We start from the raw sequence: 6,021 nt of genomic DNA, 5'->3' as shown, positions 1-6,021 counted from the left end.
CCCGTCCGCTTACGGCGGCCCGGCCTCGACGGTCGCGACGGAACCGGCGGGGCGGCTCGACGTCTACACCGGAGGGCTGGACCGGCTCACCCCCGCGGCGGCCGGCGATTTCCTGCTGGCCGGTCAGGAGGAGCAGGGCGCGGCGCTGGCCGGGTGGCGTGACGGCGGCAAGGTCGCGCGCGCCCTCACCCCCGCGCACGACGTCGAGCTGCCCTACTTCCCCGGACCGGTCACCGCCTACCCCTACCTGAGCACCGAGGCGGAACGGGTCGCCGCCGACCTGGGGCTGGCCGAGGCCCGCTGGTACAACGTGATAGCCGGCGACCGTGTCCTCGCCACCGCGAGCACCGCGACGTCGGCCGCCGACCTGGCCCGCGTCGCCGAGCTCGAACTGGCCGGGCGCACGCCGTACTATGTCCTGCTTTTTCAGCTCACTGGCGCGCCCAGAAACAGAACCAGCACCACAACCGGCACCAGCACCCTCGTGGTGCGCACCACGGACTCCTACGCGCTGACCGCCGCCGTCACCGCCCACGCCGCGCGGGCGGTGCTGGCGGGCGACGTCCCGGACGGGCTGCACCACGCCGACGCCGTGCTCGACCCGGCCAGGATGCTGGCGGACCTCGAGGGCGTGGCGACGGCCGAGATCACGGACGCGGTCGCCCCCATCGACCTGGCCGCGCCGGCGTTCGAGGAGGGCGCGCTGTGAAACGAGTCGTGGTGTGCGGCACCAAGTTCGGCCAGATCTACCTGTCGGCCATGCGGGACGGCCCCTTCGAGCTCACCGGCATCCTGGCCCGCGGCAGCGCCAGGTCCGCCGCGTACGCCAGGGAGCACGGCGTCCCGCTGGTCACCGACCCCGACCAGGTGCCCGAGATCGCGGACCTGGCCTGCGTGGTCGTACGGTCGGGCGTCGTCGGAGGCGAGGGCAGCGAGCTGGCCGCGGCGTTGTTGTCCCGGGGCGTGCACGTGCTCCAGGAACATCCGGTCCACGCGGACGAGCTGGCCCGCATCCTGCGCACCGCCAGGGCCGCGTCCGCGGTGCACCACGTGAACACCCTGTACGTCCATCTGGACCCCGTGCGCCGCTTCATCGAGGCCGCCCGCCGCCTGCGCGAACTCCAGCAGCCGCTCTACGTCGACGCCTCCTGCAGCGTCCACGTGGCCTACGCCCTGTTCGACATCCTCGGTCAGGCCCTGGGCGGCCTGCGCCCCTGGACGTTCACCGCCACGGCCCCGGGCACACCTTTCGTGTGCGTCACGGGTACGGTCGGAGGAGTGCCCCTCACCCTCCGGGTGCAGAACCAGATCGCGCCCAACGACCCCGACGCCCACCTCCACCTGCTGCACCGCATCACGGTAGGCACGGAGGGCGGCAACCTCACGCTGGTCAACACGCACGGCCCGATCGTGTGGACCCCGCGGATGTACGTCGCCCGCGACGCCGACGACCGCTTCGACACCGGCGCCGACCACCTGCGCCTGCCGAGCGCCACCACCATCGGGCCGGCGCAGGCGCCCACGTTCGCCGAGATCGTCACCTCGGTGTGGCCGGACGGCGTGCGCCGGGCGCTGACCGGGTTGCGCGAGGCCGCCGAGGACGGCCGCGACCCGCTGCGGCAGGGCCAGTACCACCTGACGCTCAGCCGTCTGTGGCAGGACGCCACCGCGGCGATCGGCCGGCCCGAATTGCTGGTCCAGACGGCACCCCGCCCCCTGTCCGCCACGGAGTTCGCATGAACTGGTTCCACTGCTACCAGCCCAGGCCGTACGCCTCGTTACGGCTGTTCTGTTTCCCCCACGCCGGCGGCTCGGCGAGTTTCTATCGAGGCTGGCACGCCGCGGCGCCGCACTCCGTCGAGGTGCGCGCCGTGCAGTACCCGGGGCGGGGCGAGCGCCGCGCCGACACGTTCGTCGACGACGCCCACCACCTCGCCAAGCTCGTCGCCGACGCGATGGCGCCGCTGCTCGACCGGCCGGTCGCGCTGTTCGGGCACAGCATGGGAGCGCTGATCGCGTACGAGGTGGCGCGCACGCTGGAGGCCAGGGGCAGGGGCGTGACGCACCTGTTCGCCTCCGGCCGGCACGCGCCCCACGAGCACCGTCACAGCGACACGCACGCCGGCTCCGACGATGAGCTGATCGACGAGATCATCGGGCTCGGCGGCGTCGAGCGCGAGCTCATGGCCGACCCCGACATCCGCGAGCTGGCGTTGCCGGCCATCCGCAACGACTACCGGCTCGACGAGACCTACCAGCACCGCCCCGGCGGCGTGCTCGCCTGCCCCGTCACCGCCCTGCTCGGCGGCGACGACCCGGAGGTCACCCCGGAACAGGCGGCGCGGTGGGGCGAGCTGACCAGGGCGCGCTGCACCGTCCGCGCGCTGGACGGCGACCACTTCTACCTCGTGCCACGCCAGGACGACGTGATCGCGGAGCTGTCCCGCGCCGTCACGACGGGCTGGGCGTCCACTCCCTGATCCCCTAGGAAGGAAACGATGGACCAAGAGCTGATGCGCATCCTCACCGGAGGATGGGTGGCGCAGGCGACCTTCGTCGCCGTCCGGCTCGGGGTCGTGGACGCGCTCGACGGGCGCCGCCTGACCCCCGGTGAGGTCGCCGCCGAGGTCGGCGCGCACCCCGAGGCCCTGCACCGCCTGCTCCGCCTGCTCGAAGGGGTGGGGCTGGCCGACGCCGACGACGGCAGGTACGGGCTCACCCCGATGGGGGCGCGGCTGCGCCACGACGACCTGGGCCCGCTCGCCGCCCTCTACGGCGAGGACTCCTTCGCCGCCGCCTGGAACGGCCTGGAGCACGCCGTACGCACCGGCGAGCCGGCGTTCGAGCACGTCCACGGCGAGCCCATCTTCGCGCACCTGGCCGCCGATCCCGGCAAGGCGTCGGTGTTCAACGCGGGGATGGCGGCGGGTGCCTCCTTCTTCCGGGGGGTCCCCGACGCGTACGACTTCTCCGGGCCACGCCGCGTGGTCGACCTCGCCGGCGGCACGGGCGCTCTGCTCGGCACGATCCTGCGGAGCAACCCCGAGGCCACGGGCGTGCTGTTCGACCTGCCCGAGGTGGTCGCCGCCGCGCCCGGGCACCTGTCGCGGATGGGGGTGCTGGACCGGTGCGAGCTGGCCGCCGGCGACCTGTTCTCCTGCGTGCCGGACGGCGGCGACGTCTACCTGCTCTCGCGCATCCTGCACGACTGGGACGACGAGCGCTGCGCCGCCCTGCTGGCCAACTGCGCCAAGGCGATGAGGCCCGGCGCCGAGCTGCTGATCGTCGAACGCGTCGTCGGCCGCGGCTCTCACGTTCCGCTCGCCTTCGACCTGCACATGATGGTGATGACCGGAGGGCGGGAGCGCACCGAGGAGGAGTACCGCGCGCTGCTGGAGGGCGCGGACCTGACTCCGGGCCGGCTGATCGACCTGCCACTCGGGATGCGGATGCTCACCGCGACCCGCTGAGACGCGGACACGCGAGAGGCGCCGGGCTCCCCGTTGAGCCCGGCGCCTTGTCACGTCCCCCGACGTTCAGCTCATCACGAGCTCGCCGGCCCGCTCCCGGATCACCTCGACGGTGCCCGCGCTCCCGTCGACGCGGATCCGGTCGCCGTCCCGCAGCAGCATGGTGGCGTTCCTGGTGCCGACGACGGCGGGGATGCCCAGCTCGCGCGCGACGATCGCAGCGTGCGACAGCGGCGCGCCGACGTCGGTGACCACCGCCGCGGCGCGCGGGAAAAGCAGCGTCCAGCCCACGTTCGTCACGGTCGTCACCAGGATCTCGCCCTCGCCCAGCCGGTCGCCGTCGGCCACGGAGCCGAGCACCCGGGCGGTCCCCTCGACCACGCCCGACGCGCCGGGGAAGCCGCTGATGGTCTGCGACGGGGGCACCACCGTGGCGGCGGCGTCGAACACGTCGCCGCGGCGGCCCGGGTCGGCGGCCCACCGCTCCGGGTCGAACCGGCCGCGGATGATGCCCGGGTACGGAGGCAGCGACCGGTACAGCTCGTACGCCGCCCGCCGCCCGGCCACCCGCGTCAACGGCCGGCCGGAGCCGCGCAGCACGTCGATGATCTCGTCGATCGTCAGGAAGAACAGGTCGTCGCCGTGCCCGGTCACCTCCCCGGCCCGCACCACGAAGTCGCGCACCATCCAGAAGCCCCGCATCATCTCCGACCGGGTCTCCTCGCGGGAGCGGACGATGGCCTCCCAGCGGTCGATCCTGCGCCGGAACTTCTCCGCCTTCCTCGGATGGCGCTCGCGGAACCGCCGCCAGGCGGCCTCGCTCGCCTCGATCTGGCGGTCGAGCAGCTCGGCCGGGTCGACGGTGAGCCCGGCGAGCTGGTCGTCGAGCCACGCCGGGTCCTCCACGGGCCGGGCCACCGAGATCTCGAACTCGTCGGGGCAACGGTGGCCGTAGGAGCGGACGTACCCGTCGCGGGAGATCTCACCCCGCTTGAGCCGGGCCAGGCCGAGCAGCGGGCCGAGGCTCTCCAGCCGGCCCTCTCCCGACTGGATGCCCGACATCAGCACGGTGGCATCGGCCTCCCCGACCAGCTCGGCCAGCTGGGCGCCGAGGTAGATGAGCGAGCCGGCGTCCTGGCGGGCCGCGGCGGCGAGCATGCGGTTGCACTCCCTGAACCTCGGCTCGACGTCGCTCTCCCACAGCGCGGCCAGGTCGTCGCTGACGGTGATCGCGGCGCGGATCTCCTCCGTACGCCGCTCCGCGTCCGCGATGTAGGCCGGGATGTGCTCGACGAGCTTCTGGATCTCGCGGCGGCCGCCCAGCATGGGCCTCGCCGCCCTGAGGGTCTGCCAGCGCGTCATCGGCAGCAGTGGCGTCTCGACACCCTCGGGCAGCCTGCCGTAGATCGGCTCCTGGGTGGCCTTGATCTTCTTGGTGATGCCGAGGGCCCTGCCGAGAGAGGCGTTCACGCTCATGTTCATGTAGACGCGGCCGCCGATGTTGCCGCACATGGGGTGGCCGCCGAGGTCGCCGGTGACCATGATCTCGGCGATGAACGCCTGCACGAGCGACCAGGTGCACGGCGTCATGACGCTGGGGATGGCCTCGCCCAGGTTGCCGTTGCTCCACAGGTAGTCGCCCTTGACGGAGTCGTTCCACACCTCGCGCCTGCCGGTGATCGGCCGGGCCTGGAGGATGTGGGGACGCCCGTCGTGCATCGCCCACTCGACGTCCATCGGGCGGCCGTACAGCTCCTCGATCGTCATCCCCAGCTCGGCCAGCCGCTCGGCCTGCGCCCAGGTGAGGACAGGCTCGTCGCGCAGGCCGGGCGGGACAGGGTCCTCACGGGTGCCTTCCTGCGTGCGCACGGTCATGACGGTCTTGGACGCGATCGTCTCGTCGACGACCGTGCGCCCGGCGCGGTCGAGCGTGATCGTGTCGGGCGTGACCAGGCCGCCGACGACCGCCTCGCCCAGGCCCCACGCGGCGTTGATGGTCAGCCGGTCGCGGTCCTCGGTGAAGAGCACCCCCGCGGCGTCGGCGGGAACCAGCTCCTGGACGACGACGGCGATGGCCACCTCCTCGCGCGGGATGCCGTGCCGGTCGCGGTAGGCGATGGCCCGGTCGGTCCACAGGGAGGCCCAGCAGCGCTTGACCGCGTCGAGGAGCTGCACGGCGCCGCGGATGTTGAGGTAGCTGTCCTGCTGGCCGGCGAACGACATCCCCGGCAGGTCCTCCGCGGTCGCCGACGACCGCACCGCGACCGCGGGCTCGTCGCCCAGCTGGGCATACGCGGCCAGGATGTCGCCCGCGATCTCCTGCGGCAGCTCGCGGGCCGCGAACAGCGCCTGGATCTGCTCGGCGTCGCCGGTGAGGATCGCGTCGCGCAGGCCGTGGCGGTCCACGAACGCGCGGTAGGCGCCGGTGGTGACGTGGAAGCCCGCCGGCACCGGCAGGCCCGCCCTGGCCAGATGGGCGAGCGATTCGCCTTTTCCGCCGACGACGTCGAGTTCGGCCCTCGGATCAGCCAGGGCAAGCGTGTTCATACGC

General features: G+C 73.1%; 4 protein-coding genes and 1 pseudogene. 4 read left to right on the top strand and 1 reads right to left on the bottom strand.

The annotated features are described in order from the left end of the window. The 4 genes and pseudogenes from E1294_RS52900 to E1294_RS24705 form a co-directional block, all read left to right on the top strand. A pseudogene (locus tag E1294_RS52900) lies at positions 1 to 709 on the top strand (hypothetical protein); the annotation flags it as partial. Continuing rightward, complete coding sequence (locus E1294_RS24715; RefSeq protein ID WP_132511969.1) at positions 706 to 1,740, top strand: Gfo/Idh/MocA family oxidoreductase; 1,035 nt, start codon at positions 706 to 708, stop codon at positions 1,738 to 1,740. The pseudogene E1294_RS52900 and the gene E1294_RS24715, both read left to right, overlap by 4 nt. Further along, positions 1,737 to 2,480, top strand: coding sequence for a thioesterase II family protein (locus E1294_RS24710; protein ID WP_132511967.1), 744 nt, complete (start codon positions 1,737 to 1,739; stop codon positions 2,478 to 2,480). The genes E1294_RS24715 and E1294_RS24710 overlap by 4 nt, the downstream gene beginning before the upstream one ends. 18 nt (positions 2,481 to 2,498) lie before the next feature. Next, entirely contained in the window at positions 2,499 to 3,470 is a 972-nt protein-coding gene (locus tag E1294_RS24705; protein ID WP_132511965.1) for a methyltransferase, read from the top strand. A 66-nt stretch (positions 3,471 to 3,536) separates the two neighbouring features. Here the strand turns inward: E1294_RS24705 and E1294_RS24700 are convergent, their stop codons facing one another. Continuing rightward, positions 3,537 to 6,017: a PEP/pyruvate-binding domain-containing protein gene (locus E1294_RS24700; protein WP_132511963.1), complete on the bottom strand. Its 2,481-nt coding sequence runs from the start codon at positions 6,015 to 6,017 to the stop codon at positions 3,537 to 3,539. Positions 6,018 to 6,021: the final 4 nt, after the last annotated feature.

The sequence above is a fragment of the Nonomuraea diastatica genome (genome assembly GCF_004349015.1).
Classification (GTDB): domain Bacteria; phylum Actinomycetota; class Actinomycetes; order Streptosporangiales; family Streptosporangiaceae; genus Nonomuraea; species Nonomuraea diastatica.
The sequence above is the reverse complement of the archived record's forward strand: the minus strand, read 5'-3'. Positions and strand labels throughout refer to the sequence as shown.

Bases quoted from the DNA above. Each gene is read 5' to 3' on its own strand.
- E1294_RS24710 (WP_132511967.1), top strand. From the start codon at position 1,737: ATGAACTGGTTCCACTGCTACCAGCCCAGGCCGTACGCCTCGTTACGG.
- E1294_RS24700 (WP_132511963.1), bottom strand. From the start codon at position 6,017: ATGAACACGCTTGCCCTGGCTGATCCGAGGGCCGAACTCGACGTCGTC.
- E1294_RS24705 (WP_132511965.1), top strand. From the start codon at position 2,499: ATGGACCAAGAGCTGATGCGCATCCTCACCGGAGGATGGGTGGCGCAG.